This window comes from Secundilactobacillus silagei JCM 19001, from assembly GCF_002217945.1.
Taxonomy (GTDB): domain Bacteria; phylum Bacillota; class Bacilli; order Lactobacillales; family Lactobacillaceae; genus Secundilactobacillus; species Secundilactobacillus silagei.
Window position 1 is genome coordinate 12,753 of sequence record NZ_BCMG01000001.1, and the last position, 17,612, is coordinate 30,364.

Genomic DNA, 17,612 nt, shown 5'->3' on the forward strand with positions numbered 1-17,612 from the left:
CAATGCTTTTATTATAGCCGGAGTTATGGTAAAAGAAAACGCCTCGATCAGTTTGACCGAAACGTAGGAATAGTTAATAGTTGTTAGTTAGCGTAAAGCCAGACCCGCATGGTTAAGAGATACTCTTCCACTAGCGGCAAATCATTTTTAGCTGGCAGATCATCGGCTATTATTTCAACCGTTTGTTGTGACCACGGATGAATCACTTTTTCATTGGCAATTAAAGCCAACTGACCTGGCGTAAAGAGTTCGGCTAACCCTAGTCGCTTGACGACGCCATAACGGTACCGCATCGCAACCGTCCACAGATAATCGTAGATCGACTGCTGTGCCGTGCTATCTAACGGGGTGGTCTTCACTAATGCTGCCAGCTGGTCTTTTAATTGCGTTTCTAATTTTTGATCCGCAATTGGGAAACTAGTGACCAGTTGATTAGGCTTGGAGAGTGTTTTTAAGAGGTCTAAGGCTGCTCGGAATAAATAATTCTCCTGGCCGTAAACGGCGACTTGCTGATCAACAGAGAGATCCACGACTAAGTTATAGTGCGCTAAAAAGTCAGAAACCCAGTTTAAATCATGCCGAACAGTGTCATTTTCAGCACCTAGTGTAGCCGCCAGTTCTGTTAGCGGAACGTGCTTTGGTGCATGCACAATTAATAAAAGTGTTAAATGAGTGCGTCTTTTTACGGTTTGCGGATCTTGATCTTTAATCATTCTGAGTCCCTCCCTAGGTGAGCATTGGTTATCATTTTAAGTGTCTATAACCTAATCATCGCAGGTTCCAGAGTCAGTGTCAATCAGAAAGTAAACGGTTTCAGTGAAATGCTGGGCGCTTATTTTTAAACCCTTTGAACACACAAAAACACCTTCAGCAAAAGCTTGTTGAAGGTGTTTTTGATGATGAGTTAAAGCTTAACCAGCTTGTTTAGCGCTAGATACGTGTTCCACTAAGGCAGCAACGGTATCCGAAGCCGTAAACAGAGTCACTTGATGACTTAGAGCCTTGGCTGTCAGTTGCTTAGCGAGGTCACTTTCATCTTCAGTGGCGAGGACGAAAGCGAGGTTCTTCGGCCATTTTTGATCCAGTTGATAGACCTGGTGCGGGTAGCCACCAGCGTCCAGGGCTGCCATGAGGTCGGTGTTTTCGGCGTCATGCGGGGTAACCAGGATTGGCCCAGTGGTATCACTGTCAAAATGATAACTATCGAAGAACGCCTTGTGCAGCGCTTCGGCCAACGTCTTGCCATGGCCGAGATCTTCACCGGTAGACTTCATTTCTGGACTGAGCGCTGTTGGGGCACCCGGTAATTTGGCAAAGGAGAAGACCGGTGCTTTAACGTAAACACTATCTGGTTCCGGATACAGTCCCGGCTGCAGGTTAATGTCGGCCAGCGACTTGCCGATGATCAGCTGAGTGGCTAATTGGGCAAGGTGCATATGCGTGATCTTACTCATGAACGGCACGGTCCGTGAAGCCCGTGGGTTCACTTCAATGACGTAGATCTGGTCGGCAGCGATGAATTGGATGTTCATCATGCCAATGCAGTGAACTGATTTACCAATCTTGGTGGCGATTTGAATGATCTTAGCCTTCTGTGAATCAGTCAAGGTCTGCGGCGGGTACATGGCGATTGAATCACCGGAGTGCACACCGGCACCTTCCAAGTGTTCCATGATGCCTGGAATAAAGACTTGCTTGCCGTCACTTAAAATATCGACTTCACATTCGGTACCCTTGATGTACTTATCGATTAAAATCGGTTCGCCGTGGCTGTGCTTAAGGGCTGGAATCAGGTAGTCATCGAGTTCAGACTGATCATGCACGATGGCCATTCCCTTACCGCCTAAAACGAAGCTTGGCCGAACTAAAACGGGGTAGCTGAGTTTATTGGCGATTGCATGGGCGTCCGGAATATCAGTGGCGGTATCACCAGCTGGATGCGCGATGCCTTGATCGATCAGCAGGTCTTCAAAATCGTGCCGGTTTTCAGTTTGTTCAATGCCAGCCATGTTGGTGCCCAGAATTTTAACGCCATGATCCGTTAACTGCTGGGTTAGATTAATCGCCGTTTGACCACCGAATTGAACGATCACGCCCAGTGGTTTTTCCAAATTAATGATGTTCATTACCGAGTCAATGGTGAGTGGTTCGAAGTACAGTTTGTCAGAAATTGAGAAATCAGTTGAAACCGTTTCGGGATTATTGTTGATGATGATCGCGTTGTAGCCGGCAGCCTGAAGGGCTTTAACCGAGTGAACGGTAGTGTAATCAAATTCAACCCCTTGGCCGATTCGAATCGGACCAGCACCAAGGACGATGACGCTGTTCCCCAGTGGCTTGCTTTCGTTTTCAGTACCCACCGTACTATAGAAGTAGGGGGTGAAGCTTTCAAATTCGGCCGCGCAGGTATCCACCATTTTGTAAACGAGGTGCTGATCAGCCATACTGTGCAGTTTGGCTAACTCCTGGTCGGAAACGTTGGTGACCGTTTTGATCATCTTATCATCAAAGCCGAGTTTTTGGGCTTTAAGAACCGTTTCCGCAGTTAGCATGCCAGTCGTTAATTCCTTTTGCATCGCAATGATATTGATCATTTTCGATAGGAAAAATTCATCGATTTTAGTGGCATCGTGGAGCTGCTTGATAGTTGCACCCTTGGCGATGGCGGCAAAGATTTCAAATAAGCGGATATCCGTTGGCGTTTTGATCTTATCTAATAACTCATCTAAGGATTTATCCTTGGCGTCATCCGGTAACAGGGTGGCCTGCATTTGGGTATCCAGTTCCAATGATTGAACGGCTTTTAACAGGGACTCCTCAATGTTGCTGCCAATGGCCATGACTTCACCGGTGGCCTTCATTTGCGTGCCTAACTTCCGGTCGGCATGGTAGAACTTGTCAAAGGCAAAGCGGGGAATCTTGGCGACCACGTAGTCCAAAGCCGGCTCAAACATGGCGTAAGTGGTTTGGGTGATCGGGTTGATGATCTCGTCGAGGTTGAGGCCCACGGCAATCTTAGCGGCAATTTTAGCAATTGGGTAGCCAGTGGCTTTTGAAGCCAGTGCTGAAGAACGGCTGACCCGTGGATTAACTTCGATGACGTCGTAGTGTTCGCTGTAAGGATCTTGAGCGAGTTGGACGTTGCAGCCGCCTTCGATCTTAAGGGCATCAACGATGTTCAGTGACGCGTCACGCAGGCGCTGATACTCTTTGTCAGTTAGCGTTTGCGTTGGGGTAAACACAACGGAATCCCCGGTATGAACACCCACTGGATCGAAGTTTTCCATGCCGGCGACAATGATCGAAGAACCGTTGTGATCCCGCATGACTTCAAATTCAATTTCCTTATAGCCAGCAATCGATTTTTCAACTAAACATTCGGTTTCCGGTGACATTGTTAGGCCACGGTTGAGTACCGTTTTCATTTCGGCGTCGTTGTGAGCGAAACCACCGCCAGTACCGCCAAGGGTATAGGCTGGCCGGATGATGACCGGATAACCGATCTCATTGGCGAAGTCTAACCCGGTCTGGAGGTCATAAACCGTCTTCGAAGACGGAATCGGCTGCTTGAGTTCCTTCATCAGGTCCTTAAAGGCTTCCCGGTCTTCGGCTTGATTGATCGTGTGGAGGTTAGTCCCCAATAATTCGATGCCGAGATCAGCTAGGGTTCCCTTTTTAGCCAGTTCAACGGCGAGGTTAAGTCCGGTTTGACCACCTAGAGTAGGTAAGATGGCATCTGGTCTTTCCTTCTTTAAAATGGCGGTGACGGAATCTAAGGTCAAAGGTTCCAAGTAAACCTTATCCGCAATTTCATCGTCAGTCATGATCGTGGCTGGATTGGAATTGATCAGAACGGTTTCGTAACCTTCTTCTTTTAAGCTTAAGCAGGCTTGACTGCCGGCGTAATCGAATTCCGCGGCTTGGCCGATAACGATTGGACCCGAGCCGATAATCACAATTTTATTTAAATCTGTTCTTTTAGGCATGCTGTACTCCCCCGTTCGTCTTCATGAGATCAATAAACTTGCTGAATAAGCGCGTCGCTTCGTGGGGCCCTGGTGCGGCCTCTGGATGATACTGGACTGAAAAGACCGGTTTTCCAGGATAGCGAAGCCCTTCGCAGGTCTTGTCATTGATCTCAATGGCGGTGACTTCAAGGGGTGTATCAGATACTGAATCAATGTCCACGGCGTAACCGTGATTTTGGGAGGTGATCACCACTTCATTGGTCAATAGGTTCTTGACGGGGTGATTAATACCCCGGTGGCCAAAGACCATTTTATAAGTCCGAGCGCCGTTTGCCAGGGCTAACAGCTGATGGCCTAAACAAATCCCGAATAGCGGGTAGTGTTCTTGCAACTGTCTGATAACTGGCAGGAAGTCTGAATAGTCTTCCGGGTCACCAGGGCCATTGGAGAGCAGGATGCCATCGGGATGTAACGCAGCGATGGTATCAAAATTGGCTTCAGGAGTGACCACCGTGACGTTAGCACCGAAGTTTTCCAGGGATTTAACGATGTTGGCTTTGACCCCAAAATCGACCAGGACAACGTGGTCCGGATCTTCGTCAGTTGAGTGGGCGAACGTGGCGGACTTAACGATCATATCCACTGACTTGGCCTGGTTAAAACTGCTCTTTGCCAGTGGCTGATTAGTGAGGCTGGCCTTCATCGTGCCGTGGGTTCGAATGATCTTCGTTAATTCACGGGTGTCGATACCAGCGATTCCTGGCACACCAGACTTCTTCAAAAAGTCGTCCAGCGTCATGACACTTTGATAATGAAAAACCGTCGTCGCAATTTCTTGCATAACAACGGCCGATGCGGCAACCGATGGTGACTGGTTCGCGTGCAGCGAAATGCCATAGTTACCGATTAATGGGTAGGTAAAGGTGATGATCTGATTCGTGTACGAAGGATCAGTTAAGGTTTCTTGGTAACCGACCATACTGGTGGTGAAAACGAGTTCACCCTTAATTTCTTTCGTTAAGTCGCCAACGGCAGTACCAACAAATTGATCTCCGTTTTCTAGCGTTAAATATTTTTTCATGTCTGATAACCTCCTCAATTGCCGCCTCGCAGGACGGAGTTAATTGCTTTTTGTATAAGATAAAATTTTTTCGAGGAATTGTCAAGACACTTTATACATAAAAACAGCTATTTTTAGTTAAATATAAGTTATTTTATCTATATATGAATACTTATAGAGATAAAATGTAACTTTATAGCCGAACTTTATGCCGATCGTGTCGGTGATAATTGTCGAGCTAAACCCTCATACAAAAAGATTTACAACAAACAATGGAAAAATCAGCAAACGGTCAGCTCAATCGTATTATGCAGAAAAATGAATATACAAAAGTTTTTTCTGAATAATGACGATTTGCACAACTCAACTTACTAGATTTGAACTGATTTTAAACTATATTTCCGAATAAAGCTAGTCAAAATCAAATAATTTATTCGTTTTTATTAGAAAATATCAGGCATGCTATTATTTATATTGTGTACAATCTTGTAATTTACAAAATATACAAAAAATAAGGGTGGTTCACCACTGATCCGGTGAATCACCCTTATTTTAAAAATGATTTGCTAATGATAAATTACTTAGCGTCCGCAGTCTTCAAGTTGTCTTCAGCAAACTTACGAATGTCAGCTTCAGATTCAGTCATGAATGGCTTCATTTGTTCTTCAGTCTTCATGGTGTCGTGATTGTTGTGCTCCATGAGGTAATCCCAAATGGCGTCGCGAACTGGCATTTCGTCTTTGCTCCAGTCAAAAGCGTCACTCATGTTGTAATCTAAGAATAAAGTCTTATCTACATCTTCTGCCATATTTGAATTCCTCCTAACACTTACATTGTAGTCCTTTATTTCTGTGTGTTAAGTTATTCGCTCATAATTATATTAAGTGATTTTATATAATGTTTAAGGGACTGTTAAATCAATTCCTAAACAGGTTCAATATTTAACAAACTCTCCCATTAGTGCTAACATAAAGTAGTTAGGAAGTCCTAACCAATTAAGCTAAGACAAATAAAGGGAGCGCGATTTAAATGGCTAACAAATTAAGCAAGGAACAACGTAAGGCATTGATCGAAAAGGCAGAGGAAGACCGTGCTAAGCACCCAAAGGCTAAGAGTGGCAAGTCTGGTTTCGCTACTATTGACGAAGCTGCTGAAAAGCTTGAAAACCAAAACTAATTAAAAACGGCTTTGGCTATTGCCAAATGTAAATGAAAAGAACGTGATCGCAGTCAAAATCGACTGTAATCACGTTCTTTTTTGTGCAAATTAGGCGACTTTAACATCGACCAACCAGTTATCCTGAGTTGCATGTTTGGCGAGCTGATCACTTTGCTTTAAGAGCGCGTTATTTCTGGCAATGATGGTGCCTTTAACGGGTGACTGCAACGTTTCCACCGCTTTGGCGCCTTCCATCTCAAGCAGATCATCGTCTTGATCCAACTGATTGTCCGGTGATGAAAAATCCATAAAGGTAATGTCGCCGAGGTCTTCATAGGCTTGATCGGCAATCCCGATGCGGACCACGCCGGGCTTAGTTTTCTGATACCAGACCCCGTCTTTTTCCTGGGGATCAAACTGGGTGGCTTTACCGCCAAATAAGCGTTTAATGCTGTTAATTAATTTTGTCCAAAATGACATCGCTGTCCACTCCCTTTTGTTTCTACCATACGATTAGTATACCGAGCTTGCTGAGAGAAAGAAAGCGTTTTACATTGGGCTGGTATCAATGACCGAAAAAAAGTAAAATGGATGTAACAACTTACAGAAAAGGAGCGGACATATGTTTTTAATCGATACAAGTCGGGACGGTAAGCCGGTCTATGATCCCATTGTGAATCAGTCGCTGGATAATTATTTGATCAACGACCTTAAATTACCAGGACATGGACTGATCATGTACATTAACGAACCATCGGTCATTGTTGGTGTGAATCAAAACGTGTTTGCGGAGGTCAACGTCCCTTATTTAGCAGAGAATAACATTACGTTAGTTCGGCGGACGTCCGGTGGCGGTTCCGTTTACCATGATATGGGGAACTTGATTTTTGAAAACATTGTGGTGGGCGACACTGATGATGACGCTGAGTGGGGCAATTATTCGGTTTTCGCTCAGCCAATTTTGGCTGCTCTGCACGAATTAGGCGCTACGGACGCGCAGTTACGCGGCAATTCGGATCTTGTGGTGAACGACCATAAGTTTACGGGCATGACGATGGTGAAGTCAGGGAACGCTTATGCGGCTGGCGGGACGCTGATGTTTGACATGGATCTAGCAGCAGCCAGCCAGGCCCTCAAACCGGTTGAAACGCATATCAACGGCAAGTGGGTCAAGTCAAACCGCAGTGACATTGAAAATATTAAGACCCATTTAGCACCAGAGTATCAGCAGCTGACTAGTGAACAGTTCAAGATGCAGCTACTGCTTAAACTGTTTCACGTTGAGCGGTTAGAGGATATTGAAACGTATCATTTGACCGATCACGACTGGCAGATCATTGATGAACGGCTGGCTGAACAGTACCAGACGGATGATTGGAATTTCGGTGCTAATCCAGGCTTTAACCGCTGCCGCTTCAAGCAATTTGACGCCGGTTCTTTGATCTTGAATCTGATGGTAAAAGAGCAGCGAATTACGAAAGTTGCAATCTATGGCAATCTGTTGGATGATAAACTGGCGCGCAAATTAGAAGCACAACTCACGGGCGTCACGTTAGATAAAATCGATCTGCGCAAGCGGCTCAATAAGCACTGGTTGCGGAAGGTATTAAACGACGCAGATCTTGATAAATTAATTGATGAATTGATCATTGAAAAACAGTAGGTGAATAATGGCAAAACCAAAGTACCCAGTTGAAGAATATATTGGTGTGCCCGTTGAACAGGATGACAGCGGGCAATACGTGATTCGTGATGAAGCCAGCTTTCAGCTCCATTCTTGGCGGACTGGCCGGCACACGAAGGGCAAATTGAAAAAAATTGGTCAGGTCTTCTTGACTGAAAACCATCTTACGGTAGCCGTGATTGCAACTAAACCGGTGGCGTATAAGAATCGCCATGCGATTACACCAATGCAGCGGTTTACCAGTGAGTTTGTTAGTGATGATCTGATTCAATTGGCGCGCACCAAACTCAACTGAAAATAATTAAAAATAGCGCATATTAACAACCATCACTTGGTTGAAAATATGCGCTATTTTTGTATACATATGCAGTTTATTTTTTAACGGCAATCGCCGAAACTTTTGGTAACTGATCAACAAACTTGAGATAAGCGGTTTCTTCCGTCGTTGGCTCGATGGTTGCTGTTTCTGTCGTCACGTTCGCACCGTGCAGTTGCGCTTCATCAACTTCAATGAGGTGGGTCTGCGTGGCGTTACCAATGAGATCGATCCAGTAGCGGTCGGCTGCTTGATGAACCTTGGTTTTGACCATGCCACCGGGGTTATAAACCGTGATGGTGTGGTCAAATTGACCGAGATGAGGATGGGTCATAGCAAAGGCCAGACTAGTTGCTGACATACCGGTCCCACAAGCGTTCGTGAAGCCGACTCCCCGTTCATAAGTCCGAACGAAGAGCTGATTCTTACCTAAGATCTGTGCAAAACTAACGTTAACACCATCTGGAAAATAATCATTATGACCGTTTAAGTGAGCGCCTAATTTGCCAAGAATGTCGCTATTCATGGTGTCTTCATCCACAAAACTGATGAGGTGGGGATTAGGAACGGCAATTGCCGTAAAGTTCAATCCGGCAGCAAAGGCTGGAACTGGCTGGTCGATCAAAGCCCCATCACCCAAGTTAGTAAACGGAAAGTCAGCTGGCTTGAAGCGAACGGGTGAGATCTCCACGCTAAATGCTGGGACATCCGGTGCCAAATCGTTTTGACGGCTCACTTGCAGGTCAGCGGTGAGGGTTTCAACTTTGAACTGATTCGTGTGGTTTTTTTCAGCCAAATACCGTGACACCGTTCGCAGGCCGTTGCCGCACATTGAAGCTTCGCTGCCATCAGCATTGATGACGCGCATTTGCCCCAAAACGTTAGCGTGGGCCGATGAATTAACGACTAACAGGCCATCAGCACCGTCTAAAATACCCGTTTGAGGATTGGTGACCTGCTGGGCTAAGGCGGCTAATTCCCCGTCATTTAACGGTTGGTCCAAGGTCGTTTGATCCAGTAAGAAAAAGTGGTTTTCAGACCCGTGTACTTTACGTAATTGCACCATATTTTTTAACTCCTTATCGTTAGCAATAATTGTGATGTCATTCTATCAGTCTTTGACGAAAAAGTCTTGTTTTTAACCTAAATTTAAACTGGATCAGGGCTAAAAAAGGCGTCGTAGATACTTTTAACGGCCGCTTCCGCATCCGCGCGTCGAGTCCCCAGCATAATTGAAATTCGCGAAGCCCCTTGGTTGATCATGTGGACGCCGATGTTGTGCTGAACCAGTGGCCGAATAATTTGTTCAATAACGCCAACCTTATTGCGCATACCTTCGCCGACAACCATAATAATCGCGTAATCATCGATCCATTCCAACGTGTCTGGTTTAAGGACTTCACGAATGTCATGGCACATATTATGAACGGTATCTTCGTCAAACTGGGTGCGGTCAAAAATCACGGTCAGGTCATCGATTCCAGAAGGCATGTGTTCGTAAGAAACGTTGTACTTCTTAAAGACTTGCAGTAATTTCAACGTAAAGCCAACCTCCTTGTTCAGCAGGTAACGGTGAATGTAGAGCGCGGCAAAGCGGGTGGAACTAGCAACGCCAGTAATGGTTTGCGTCGGCTGGAAATCTTTTTCGGGCACGATCAGTGTACCGGGTAAATTTGGCCGATTGGTATTCTTAACGTTAATGGGAATCTGACCCTGAATCGCCGGAATGATGGCTTCATCGTGAAAGACTGAGAAGCCGGCATATGAAAGTTCCCGCATTTCTCGGTAAGTCATTCGCGGAATGGCAATCGGGTGATCGACCAGCTTGGGATTAGCAGCGTAAATGGCGTTGACATCGGTAAAGTTTTCGTAGAGGTCGGCGTGCAGCCCGCGGGCAACGATCGCCCCGGTGATATCAGAACCACCCCGAGAAAAGGTCGCAATCTGACCTTCTGGTGTAAAGCCGAAGAATCCAGGAAATACCAGGACCGAATTATCAACGGGAAGCTGAGCTAAATTTTCATAGGTCTCTGGCAGCACCGTTGCGTTATTGGGTTCATCGCTGACAATAATTCCAGCAACTTTAGGGTCAACAAAGCGTGCCGTGATTCCCACGTGGTTCATCACCGTAGCCATCAACCGGGCGTTTAGACGTTCGCCATGAGCCTTAAAGGCAGCCATCAGATACTCATTGTCTGGGTATTGCGTGGTTGGTAATTTACGCAGCGCCTGCTTGATCGGTGCCAGGGCCTTGTCGTCTAAATTAAAGTAGTTACCAATTGACTGATAACGCGCAAAAATTTGGTTAAATATCTCGCCGGTATCTGCATGTTTAATCGTTAATTCTGCATATTTAATGAGCAGATCGGTGACTTTAATGTCACCTTCATGACGTTTTCCTGGCGCAGAGGTGATAATCACCCGACGCTGAGAATCAGCCTTCATAATTGAGATCACTTTTTCAAACTGGGGTCCGTCAGCTAACGAACTGCCACCAAACTTAACGACTTTCACATCCAACACTCCTTGTCCGTCTGACTTTTATCAGAAACGGTTAATAATTACATTGAATTCTAACAGTTTATTTTGCTTTGGCAAATGTTTTGCAGATGAGAATGCGGGGATTTTTAGGTAGCCTATGTAGGTAGTGAAGTTTTTTTAGATTTTGGTGAGAGGGCTCCGGATACATGGCCTAACTGGGTTCAGGCGAGCAGAGAGCTGCGTGTAAGGTGGCGTGAACATAAATCCAAGCCCGGGATTTTTGCTCACGCCGCCTTACACACCGCTCTCTAACCGCTCGCCTTCACACCTTGTCTTTTAATTTCCCCTTGACTATCTGTGAAAACAATTATAGAATTTGATTAAATCGAAGAGGTTGCAACCGACACCAGTCAGTTCGCTTAGTCACTGTAATGACGAAGAGGCGGACCTAACAGGGACGTTGCCGAAGCGCTGCACTGTTACAGCAGTCAGTTAGCTGGGACGCGATCCAATAAATCACGGACTGTCGCAGATATATAACGTCTGCGGAGCGCTATCGAAAATGAGTCCATAATGAATTTGTCATTAAACTTGGAGTCCTTTTGTTTAGCGTAAACAAAAGGGCTCCTTTTCGTACAACCATAACTAACCATCGGAGGACATAACATGAGCGAGCAATTGACGAACGAGCAGATTAATGAAGCAGGACATTTAACCATTGGTGGGGTCGACGCCGACCAATTAGCGGCCAAGTACCAAACACCACTAGCGGTCTACGATGTCTCAAAGATTCGTGACCAGATTCGCCGGTTTAAATCCGTTTTTGAAGCCAATGGCGTTGATTACGCGGTCAGTTATGCCAGCAAAGCGTTTGCGACGATTGCCATGTTTCAGGTGATCGACCAAGAGCAAGGTCACATTGACGTGGTTTCCGGTGGTGAACTTTACACCGCTATTCAGGCTAACTTTCCAATGTCACGAGTCAGCTTTCATGGGAATAATAAATCCCGGGAAGAATTGGAAATGGCCGTTAAAAACAAGGTTGGCGTTATCGTTTTAGATAACTTCCATGAAATTGAATTATTGGATCAGGTGCTTAAAGAACAGGACGCAACTTCAGCTGTCATGCTCAGAATTACCCCAGGCATTTCGGCGCACACCCATGAATACATTTCAACTGGTCAAGAAGACAGTAAGTTTGGCTTTGATCTCAAGTCAGGTCAAGCCGACCAAGCTTTACAAGAAGTGCTGGCTAATGACCGGATGAATATGTTAGGCATTCACGCTCATATCGGTTCGCAGATCTTTGAACTGAAAGGTTTCCAAATGGCCGCCAAGAAATTAGTTGAGATTGCCGCTAACTGGCACAACCAGTATCAGTATCAGCCGGAAGTGATCAACGTCGGCGGTGGCTTTGGGATTCGTTACACCAAGGATGATCATCCGTTAGCACCAGAAGATTTCGTTGATGCCATCGTTAAGACCATCAAGCAAAGTGCCGCGGATCAGAATTTGGACATGCCGGCCGTTTGGATCGAACCTGGTCGTTCGATTGCTGGGCCAGCCGGTTACAATCTCTATACCGTTGGTTCTCGCAAGGACGTTCCTGGATTAACTTCGTATTTGACCGTTGATGGCGGCATGGGCGATAACATCCGCCCGGCGCTTTATCAAGCCGAATATGAAGCCGTGTTAGTTGATCAGCCTAACGCGCTACCCACTGAAACGGTGCATGTTGCTGGTAAGTATTGTGAGTCCGGTGATATCTTGATTGATAAGCAGGCTTTACCAGCAAGCAAGCCCGGCGATGTACTGGCTGTCCTGGATACGGGTGCCTATGGTTACTCAATGGCTTCCAACTATAACCGTAATCCACGGCCAGCAGTGGTTTTTGTTGAAAATGGTGAGTCCACGCTGGTGGTTAAACGGGAAACGTACGCTGATCTGACGCGGTTGGATCAGCCACTACCCAAAACATTTTAAATAAAAACTACCTATTATAGACATTTTAGAGAGACGAGGAAATCACATGGCAAAATTAGATGCACAACAAATTATTGATTATATCGGCAATGCGCCAAAGAAGACACCCGTTAAAGTTTACATTAAGGGTGATTTGTCCAACTTAACGGTGCCGGATAGCATTAAAGCCTTCATTGAAACTAAGACTGGGGTGCTGTTCGGTGACTGGGCCGATGTTAAAGGGTTTCTCGACCAGCATCAAGCCGAAATTAAGGATACTGAAATTGAAAACCAAACCCGTAATTCAGCCGTCCCGTTACTTGATATGAAAGATGTCAACGCCCGGATCGAACCCGGTGCCATTATCCGGGACCAAGTCCTGATCGGTGATAACGCGGTCATCATGATGGGTGCGACCATTAACATCGGTGCTGAAATTGGTGATGATACCATGATCGACATGGGTGCGGTTCTCGGTGGCCGGGCCATCGTTGGGAAACATTCCCACATTGGTGCCGGTACCGTGTTAGCCGGGGTGGTGGAACCCGCTTCAGCTGAACCGGTCCGCGTTGACGATAACGTGTTGATTGGTGCTAACGCCGTGGTGATCGAAGGCGTTCACGTGGGTGAAGGTGCTGTTGTAGCGGCGGGAGCCATTGTGACAAAGGACGTGGCACCGCATACTATGGTTGCTGGCGTCCCGGCTAAATTCATTAAAAACGTTGATGAGAAGACTGAATCTAAAACCGGTCTTGAAGACGATTTAAGAAAGTTGTGATGAGATGGCAGCCTTAACGGAAGAGTCACTGATTAAAATTCGCCGGCATTTACACCAGATCCCTGAACTGGCATTAAAGGAAATTCAGACGTCAGCATATCTGGAAAAAGTAATTGCCGGTTTTGACCAGACCCATTTACAAGTTAAAAAGATTGCTGATCTGCCAACGGCCATCATGGTCAGAATTGCAGGCAGTGCGCCGAAACGGACACTGGGTTACCGTACCGATATTGATGCGTTACCGGTGACCGAAGCAACTGGCTTACCCTTTGCCTCCAAGCATCCCGGTGTGATGCACGCCTGTGGTCACGATATTCACATGACGGTTGCCCTGGGTGTTTTGAGTTACTTTGCCGCGCATCAGCCAACTGATAACATGATCTTTTTCTTCCAGCCAGCGGAAGAAAGTGAAAATGGCGGTAAATTAGCCTATGAATTAGGCGTGTTTAAAGACCAGTGGCGACCGGATGAATTTTACGGGTTGCATGACAATCCGGATCTACCGGCCGGGGCGATTGGCTGTCGTATGGGAACTTTATTTGCTGGAACCACTGAAGTCAACATTGACCTGGAAGGGAAGGGCGGTCACGCCGCTTATCCCCAAGATGCCAACGATATGGTGGTCGCAGCAGCTGCGTTAATTGAACAAGTGCAAACGATTATTTCTCGAAGTATTGATCCCATTGAAGGCGGCGTCATCACACTGGGCAAGATGGAGGCCGGCACGATCCGCAACGTGATTGCCGGTCACGCCCACATTGAAGGTACGATTCGCGGTTTGACCCAAGTGATGATTCAGCACATTGATCAGCGCCTGAAAGACGTTGGTGAAGGCATTGCGAGGAGTTTTAACGCGAAAGTCACAGTTGGTTTGAATCAGGGTGGCTATTTGCCGGTGGAAAACAACCTGGCATTAACCAAACGCTTCATTGCCTATATGAAACACAATCCAGACGTAAATTTTGTGGAAACTGAACCGGCCATGACCGGTGAAGATTTCGGTTACCTGTTATCGAAAATTCCTGGCACCATGTTTTGGCTAGGCGTTGAAGATGACTCACAGCTGCACTCAGCCACGCTGAACCCGAAAGAAGCTTCCATTGAAGCCGGCGTTCAGGCAATTACTGGGTTTATGACAGCCAGAATGGCCGAATAATTAACGATAATCCGTACGAGACTAAAAAGGAGACGTTACCATGACAACACTAAAAAACGTAGATTTAATGACGGCAATCATCACCCCATTTGATGAAAATGATCAGATCAACTACGATGCTTTAGAGAAGTTGACCAACCACTTGATCGATACTGGCAGCAAGGGCTTCGTCATCGGTGGGACCACCGGTGAAACGCCAACCCTGACTCACGATGAAAAGATCGACCTGTACACCCGCTTTGGTCAAATTATTGGCGGTCGCGTACCGGTAATTGCCGGTACTGGTAGCAATAACACCCGCGAAACCGCGGCCTTCACTAAGGAAGTCAGCGAAATTGCCGGGGTCGATTACGAATTAGTCGTCGTCCCTTACTACAACAAGCCGAGTCAACGGGGCATGGTCGCCCACTTTATGGCGGTTGCAGACGCTGCTGAAAAGCCAATCATTATCTATAACATTCCTGGCCGAACCGGCGTTACCATGGCTAACGATACCGTCGTTACCTTATCTCAAAACCCTAACATTATTGGGGTTAAGCAGTGTACTTCAATTGACGACATTGAATTTTTGGTTGAACACACCCCAGACGACTTTTACGTTTACAGCGGTGAAGATGCGCAAGCCTTATCCGCTCGAGTCGTTGGCGGTGCCGGTGTGATTTCCGTTGCTTCCCATCTTTATGGTGATCAGATTCGCGCCATGTACGATGCCCTTTATGCAGGAGACTTAACCAAGGCTGGTGGCCTTAAGCGTCAACTGACCCCAAAGATGGCAGCTTGCTTCATGTTCCCATCACCATCACCCGTTAAGGCGGTGTTGAATGCTCAGGGTTACAATGTGGGCGGCTGCCGTTTGCCAATTCAATCACTCAATGATGACGAGAGCCGTCAGTTAGCGGTTGCATTAGGCATGGACGCGGATGCATTATTAAGTCAATCAGTGAAGTAGAACGGAGAATATTTTAAAATGACAAAAGTTTTAATTGCCGGCTTTACCGGTGCAATGGGTCAAAAAGCGGTTCGGTTAGTTCAAGCAAGCGATGGTTATGAACTCGTCGCTGGTCTGGCCGCTGGAATCACTTCTAAAGATCCCAAGGATTACGATCTGCCAGCCGGGGTTGCCATTTATGGCGATTTGAACGAGATTCAAACCGATGCTGACATCTGGATCGATTTCACGTTACCCAGCGCGGTTTACGCGAACACTAAATTTGCGATTGAACACGGGATCCATCCCGTGATTGGGACGACTGGTTTAACGGATGACCAGGTCAGTGAACTGCAGGGCCTAGCTTCAGCTAAGCATCTGGGTGGCTTGATCGCACCAAACTTCGGCATGTCTGCGGTACTGTTAATGAAATTCGCTAAGGAAGCTGCCAAATACTTCCCAGACGTAGAAATCATTGAAATGCACCATGACAACAAAGCGGATGCGCCTTCTGGAACGGCCTTGAGTACCGCAAAATTGATCGATGAAGTTCGGCCCGAACATGAACAGGGTAACCCTGACGAAACCGAGAGTTTGTCAGGCGTCCGCGGTGGCGACTACCATGGCATTCACATCCACGCGGTGCGCTTACCCGGTTACGTTGCTCATGAACAGGTGCTCTTTGGCGGTCCCGGTGAAGCTTTAACGATCCGCCAAGATTCATTTGACCGGCAGTCCTTCATGACGGGGGTCAAAGTGGCCATGGATCACGTGCTGGATTTAAAAGAATTAGTGGTTGGGCTCGAAAATTTGCTTTAATTGTTTTATAATTTTATTATCAAATATTAATTTAAATTAAAAATGGAGTGATATTTTGCCTCAATTAGCCAGTGATTTAACCCAGCAAGTCAATCAACGATTGAATCAAGTCGGTCCTTCCGGTATTCGGGAAGTTGACCAAAAATTCTCATCCATTCCAGAGATCATCAAGTTAACTCTGGGTGAACCGGACATGAACGTGCCAGAACACGTGAAGGCAGCCGCTATCAAGAGTATTCAGGATAACGACTCCCACTACTCACCGCAAAAGGGGACCATGTATTTGCGGGAAGGTATCCATCATTATTTGATGGAAAGCCAAGGCTTGGATTACGACCCGAAGACTGAGATCATTGCCACGGTGGGTGCTACTGAAGCCATTTGTGCCTCACTGTTCACGATTTTAAATCCTGGTGATAAGGTGGTCATTCCGACACCGGCATTTGCCTTGTACTTCCCGTTGGTTACGATTGCGGGTGCAACGACCGTTCAAGTCGACACTTCAGATAGCGACTTTGTTTTGACCCCAGAACGGCTGGAAAAAGTCTTGGATGAAGAGGGTGATTCAGTAAAGGCTGTTTTGCTGAACTATCCTTGCAACCCAACCGGTGTTGAGTACCCGAAGTCAATGATTGAAGGCTTAGCCAAGGTGATTGCTGACCACCATCTATTTGTGATTGCGGATGAGATCTACAGTGAACTGACCTATGGGGTTGAGCACTATTCGATTGCTAACGTGATCCCAGAGCGGACGATCTTGGTCAACGGACTATCCAAGTCTCACGCCATGACCGGTTACCGTATGGGCTATCTAGCTGGACCAGCGGAATTGATCGCTAATGCTACCAAGATGCACGCCTTTATGGTGACTTCAACGTCGGACTCTTCTCAAGCCGCTGCGGCTGAAGCACTGCATAACGGGCTGCAGGACCCAGTTGCCATGCGTAAGATCTATCAAAAGCGGCGTGACTTTGTCCAAAAGTCGATGGATGAAATGGGCCTGTCAATGGCGACCCCATCCGGTGCGTTCTACGCCTTTGTCAAGATTCCGGCCAGTTACGGTCAAGATGACGTGAAGTTTGCCTATGATCTGGCCGAACAAGGCAAAGTCGGTGGCGTTCCCGGCAGTGCTTTTGGTGCCGGCGGTGAAGGCTACATCCGCTTTTCTTACGCGGCATCTGATGATGATATCGCGGAAGCCATGAAACGGATGAAGGCGTTCGTGGCCAGCAAGGCTTAGCACTTGACTAATTGTGCAAAATACAGTTTAATGCTAGTTATTAAATTCTGATTTGAAAACTA

Annotated in this window: 16 protein-coding genes and 1 riboswitch; of the genes, 9 read left to right on the forward strand and 7 right to left on the reverse strand. The window is 46.6% G+C overall.

All coding sequences use genetic code 11. The annotated features are described in order from the left end of the window. Window positions 1–83: 83 nt before the first annotated feature. The 4 genes from CES79_RS00060 to CES79_RS00075 form a co-directional block, all read right to left on the reverse strand. A complete protein-coding gene (locus tag CES79_RS00060; protein ID WP_089135947.1) occupies window positions 84–713 on the reverse strand; it encodes a hypothetical protein in 630 nt (209 codons plus the stop codon). Window positions 714–911: 198 nt separating this feature from the next. After that, window positions 912–3,986: a carbamoyl-phosphate synthase large subunit gene (carB, locus tag CES79_RS00065; RefSeq protein ID WP_054653564.1), complete on the reverse strand. Its 3,075-nt coding sequence runs from the start codon at window positions 3,984–3,986 to the stop codon at window positions 912–914. Further along, on the reverse strand, window positions 3,979–5,049 hold the full coding sequence (locus CES79_RS00070; protein WP_089135948.1) for a carbamoyl phosphate synthase small subunit: 1,071 nt from the start codon (window positions 5,047–5,049) through the stop codon (window positions 3,979–3,981). The genes carB and CES79_RS00070 overlap by 8 nt, the downstream gene beginning before the upstream one ends. Before the next feature lie 556 nt (window positions 5,050–5,605). Continuing rightward, the gene (locus CES79_RS00075) at window positions 5,606–5,836 is read right to left on the reverse strand and encodes a P8 family protein (RefSeq protein WP_054653566.1); all 231 of its coding nucleotides are present in this window, start codon (window positions 5,834–5,836) and stop codon (window positions 5,606–5,608) included. 221 nt (window positions 5,837–6,057) lie between these two features. Between CES79_RS00075 and CES79_RS13000 the strand changes: the two genes are divergently transcribed. Next, window positions 6,058–6,204, forward strand: a complete 147-nt coding sequence (locus CES79_RS13000) for a hypothetical protein (protein ID WP_089088279.1) — start codon at window positions 6,058–6,060, stop codon at window positions 6,202–6,204. 90 nt (window positions 6,205–6,294) lie between these two features. Here the strand turns inward: CES79_RS13000 and CES79_RS00085 are convergent, their stop codons facing one another. Further along, complete coding sequence (locus CES79_RS00085; RefSeq protein ID WP_054653568.1) at window positions 6,295–6,666, reverse strand: glycine cleavage system H family protein; 372 nt, start codon at window positions 6,664–6,666, stop codon at window positions 6,295–6,297. Between the two features lie 142 nt (window positions 6,667–6,808). Between CES79_RS00085 and lplA the strand changes: the two genes are divergently transcribed. Further along, window positions 6,809–7,849 (forward strand): lipoate--protein ligase, encoded by a 1,041-nt coding sequence (lplA, locus tag CES79_RS00090; protein WP_054653570.1) that lies wholly within the window; start codon window positions 6,809–6,811, stop codon window positions 7,847–7,849. A 7-nt stretch (window positions 7,850–7,856) separates the two neighbouring features. Next, window positions 7,857–8,165: a DUF7671 family protein gene (locus CES79_RS00095; protein WP_054653572.1), complete on the forward strand. Its 309-nt coding sequence runs from the start codon at window positions 7,857–7,859 to the stop codon at window positions 8,163–8,165. A gap of 76 nt (window positions 8,166–8,241) precedes the next feature. On the opposite strand, the gene dapF is transcribed toward CES79_RS00095, so the two are convergent. Further along, window positions 8,242–9,252 (reverse strand): diaminopimelate epimerase, encoded by a 1,011-nt coding sequence (gene dapF / locus CES79_RS00100; RefSeq protein ID WP_089135949.1) that lies wholly within the window; start codon window positions 9,250–9,252, stop codon window positions 8,242–8,244. An 83-nt stretch (window positions 9,253–9,335) separates the two neighbouring features. Beyond that, window positions 9,336–10,700 carry an aspartate kinase gene (locus tag CES79_RS00105; RefSeq protein ID WP_089135950.1) on the reverse strand — a complete coding sequence of 455 codons (1,365 nt, stop codon included), beginning with the start codon at window positions 10,698–10,700 and terminating at the stop codon, window positions 9,336–9,338. Window positions 10,701–11,048: 348 nt separating this feature from the next. Beyond that, window positions 11,049–11,231, forward strand: a riboswitch (Lysine riboswitch). A gap of 102 nt (window positions 11,232–11,333) precedes the next feature. On the opposite strand from CES79_RS00105, the gene lysA reads away from it, so the two are divergent. Genes lysA through CES79_RS00135 form a run of 6 tightly spaced genes read left to right on the forward strand, consistent with a single transcriptional unit; the run spans window position 11,334 to window position 17,550 of the window. Beyond that, on the forward strand, window positions 11,334–12,650 hold the full coding sequence (lysA, locus tag CES79_RS00110) for a diaminopimelate decarboxylase (protein WP_054653576.1): 1,317 nt from the start codon (window positions 11,334–11,336) through the stop codon (window positions 12,648–12,650). Window positions 12,651–12,696: 46 nt separating this feature from the next. Then, window positions 12,697–13,407: a 2,3,4,5-tetrahydropyridine-2,6-dicarboxylate N-acetyltransferase gene (gene dapD, locus CES79_RS00115; RefSeq protein WP_089135951.1), complete on the forward strand. Its 711-nt coding sequence runs from the start codon at window positions 12,697–12,699 to the stop codon at window positions 13,405–13,407. A 4-nt stretch (window positions 13,408–13,411) separates the two neighbouring features. Next, complete coding sequence (locus CES79_RS00120; RefSeq protein ID WP_089135952.1) at window positions 13,412–14,563, forward strand: N-acetyldiaminopimelate deacetylase; 1,152 nt, start codon at window positions 13,412–13,414, stop codon at window positions 14,561–14,563. A gap of 40 nt (window positions 14,564–14,603) precedes the next feature. Continuing rightward, complete coding sequence (gene dapA, locus CES79_RS00125; RefSeq protein WP_089135953.1) at window positions 14,604–15,512, forward strand: 4-hydroxy-tetrahydrodipicolinate synthase; 909 nt, start codon at window positions 14,604–14,606, stop codon at window positions 15,510–15,512. A gap of 18 nt (window positions 15,513–15,530) precedes the next feature. After that, window positions 15,531–16,310 (forward strand): 4-hydroxy-tetrahydrodipicolinate reductase, encoded by a 780-nt coding sequence (gene dapB / locus CES79_RS00130; protein WP_089135954.1) that lies wholly within the window; start codon window positions 15,531–15,533, stop codon window positions 16,308–16,310. Between the two features lie 55 nt (window positions 16,311–16,365). Then, window positions 16,366–17,550: an aminotransferase class I/II-fold pyridoxal phosphate-dependent enzyme gene (locus CES79_RS00135; protein WP_089135955.1), complete on the forward strand. Its 1,185-nt coding sequence runs from the start codon at window positions 16,366–16,368 to the stop codon at window positions 17,548–17,550. Window positions 17,551–17,612 lie beyond the last annotated feature (62 nt).

What these genes read in the sequence shown, in the direction of transcription:
- CES79_RS00070 (WP_089135948.1), bottom strand. Translation starts at nt 5,049, where the DNA reads ATGAAAAAATATTTAACGCTAGAAAACGGAGATCAATTTGTTGGTACT.
- CES79_RS00085 (WP_054653568.1), bottom strand. Translation starts at nt 6,666, where the DNA reads ATGTCATTTTGGACAAAATTAATTAACAGCATTAAACGCTTATTTGGC.
- CES79_RS00095 (WP_054653572.1), top strand. Translation starts at nt 7,857, where the DNA reads ATGGCAAAACCAAAGTACCCAGTTGAAGAATATATTGGTGTGCCCGTT.
- CES79_RS13000 (WP_089088279.1), top strand. Translation starts at nt 6,058, where the DNA reads ATGGCTAACAAATTAAGCAAGGAACAACGTAAGGCATTGATCGAAAAG.
- CES79_RS00120 (WP_089135952.1), top strand. Translation starts at nt 13,412, where the DNA reads ATGGCAGCCTTAACGGAAGAGTCACTGATTAAAATTCGCCGGCATTTA.
- dapD (WP_089135951.1), top strand. Translation starts at nt 12,697, where the DNA reads ATGGCAAAATTAGATGCACAACAAATTATTGATTATATCGGCAATGCG.
- dapB (WP_089135954.1), top strand. Translation starts at nt 15,531, where the DNA reads ATGACAAAAGTTTTAATTGCCGGCTTTACCGGTGCAATGGGTCAAAAA.
- lysA (WP_054653576.1), top strand. Translation starts at nt 11,334, where the DNA reads ATGAGCGAGCAATTGACGAACGAGCAGATTAATGAAGCAGGACATTTA.
- CES79_RS00060 (WP_089135947.1), bottom strand. Translation starts at nt 713, where the DNA reads ATGATTAAAGATCAAGATCCGCAAACCGTAAAAAGACGCACTCATTTA.
- carB (WP_054653564.1), bottom strand. Translation starts at nt 3,986, where the DNA reads ATGCCTAAAAGAACAGATTTAAATAAAATTGTGATTATCGGCTCGGGT.
- CES79_RS00075 (WP_054653566.1), bottom strand. Translation starts at nt 5,836, where the DNA reads ATGGCAGAAGATGTAGATAAGACTTTATTCTTAGATTACAACATGAGT.
- dapA (WP_089135953.1), top strand. Translation starts at nt 14,604, where the DNA reads ATGACAACACTAAAAAACGTAGATTTAATGACGGCAATCATCACCCCA.
- dapF (WP_089135949.1), bottom strand. Translation starts at nt 9,252, where the DNA reads ATGGTGCAATTACGTAAAGTACACGGGTCTGAAAACCACTTTTTCTTA.
- lplA (WP_054653570.1), top strand. Translation starts at nt 6,809, where the DNA reads ATGTTTTTAATCGATACAAGTCGGGACGGTAAGCCGGTCTATGATCCC.